The sequence below is a fragment of the Mesorhizobium sp. M7A.F.Ca.CA.004.06.1.1 genome (genome assembly GCF_003999135.1).
In the GTDB taxonomy this organism is placed as follows: domain Bacteria; phylum Pseudomonadota; class Alphaproteobacteria; order Rhizobiales; family Rhizobiaceae; genus Mesorhizobium.
Genome location: NZ_RZPQ01000999.1, coordinates 1 through 1727, shown reverse-complemented (window position 1 = coordinate 1727; position 1727 = coordinate 1). Strand labels below are relative to the sequence as shown.

The following is a 1727-nucleotide window of genomic DNA, read 5'->3' as shown; positions in this document are numbered from 1 at the left end:
AACTATCTCGGCATCAAATATTGCAGCGAAGACCCGCAGGAGATGAAGCGCGTGCTCGACCTCTTGCTGGCGCAGAAGCCATTCGTGGCGGCCTATTCCAGCGACAACATCGAAAACCGCATCGGCAGCGGCGAGGTTGCCGCCCATTTCTGGTGGGACGGCAACACCATGAGGCTTCGCCGCAACGACAAGGCCAATGTCGAATACGCGATGCCGAAAGAAGGTCTGGTCGGCTGGCTGGATTCCTATGTCGTGCCGAAGGGCGCGACCAATATCGAGAACGCCAAGAAGTTCATCGATTTCATGACCCAGATCGACAACGCGACGGCGCAGTACAATTATTACGGCCACTCTTCGCCGGTGAAGATCGACGAGAGCAAGGCGCTCTACAACAAGGAGAACGCTCCGGAGCTGTTCCCGACCGTTCCCGTCAAGATGGGCCAGGCCTGCTCGCCGGCGGCGCAGGAACTCGTCACCAAGGTCTGGACGCAGCTTCTGCAATGAGCCGCTCAGCCGGGGCGCGCGCCGCCCCGGCATCTCCATTCTCAAAGGGGCTGGCCATGCAGACCGAAAATCTTGACTACGACTACATCGTCATCGGCGCAGGCTCGGCCGGTTGTGTCCTTGCCAATCGCCTGAGCGCCAACCCGTCCCACAAAGTGTGCCTGATCGAAGCCGGCGGCAGCGACAGCGGCCTGCGGGTCAAGGTGCCTGCCGGCATCCTCTCGCTCTACGGCAATCCGAACTATGACTACTGCTATGTCGGCGTGCCTCAGCCCAACCTCAACGGCCGCAGGATTCCGGTCAATCGCGGCAAGGCGCTGGGCGGCTCCAGTTCCATCAACTCGATGGTCTACATCAGGGGCGCCGCGCAGGACTATGACGAGTGGTCGCGACTCGGCTGCGCAGGCTGGGCATTCAGCGACGTGCTTCCCGTCTTCAAGAAGCTCGAGCGCAACCTGCTTGGCCAGGACCCGCACTACCACGGTACAGGCGGGGAACTGCTGGTCGACAAGCCGCGCGATCCGAATGTGCTGTCGTCGATGTTCGTCAAGGCCGGCAACAATGCCGGTCTTCCGGCCAACAGCGACTTCAATGCCGAAAGCCAGTTCGGCCTCGGCATCTACAATGTCACCCAGGATCGCGGCCAGCGCTTCAGCAGTTTCACCGCCTTCATGCGCCCGGTGCTCGATCGCAAGAATCTCACAATCCTCAGCGAATGCGAAGTGATCGACCTCGATATAGCCGAGGAACGCGCGACAGGGGTACGGGTGCGGTACAAGGGCGAGCAGAAGACGCTGTCGGCCCGCCGCGAAATCGTGCTTTCGGCCGGGGCGATCAATTCACCGAAGATCTTGCTGGCGTCCGGCATCGGCGCAGCCGCCGAGCTGCAGGCGATCGGTATAAAGCCGGTTGTCGATCTGCCGGGCGTGGGCAAGAACCTTCAGGACCATATCGACGGCATGATCACGGTCCGCTCCTCGAGCACGAAGACGCTCGGCCTGTCGCTGCCCAACCTGCCCCGCGTGCTGGCTGCGCCCTTCCGGTATTTTGCCGGCCGCAAGGGCATGCTCACCACCAACTACGTCGAAGCCGGCGGCTTTGCCCGGACGAAGTATGCGAACGGCATTCCCGACATCCAGTTCCATTTCGTGCCCGGCTATCGCAGCCATCGCGGCAGGCTGGTGGAGTACGGCCATGGCTACGCAATGCACACCTGCGTGCTC

2 protein-coding genes are annotated in these 1727 nt (G+C 61.8%); both read left to right on the top strand.

What is annotated here, in order from left to right:
* Nucleotides 1-504 (top strand): extracellular solute-binding protein (locus tag EN906_RS33140; protein WP_127375723.1); only part of this gene is annotated, 504 nt, incomplete at its 5' end.
* 56 nt (nt 505-560) lie between these two features.
* Nucleotides 561-1727: GMC family oxidoreductase N-terminal domain-containing protein (locus tag EN906_RS33135; protein WP_127375722.1), on the top strand; the 1167-nt coding region annotated here is incomplete at its 3' end.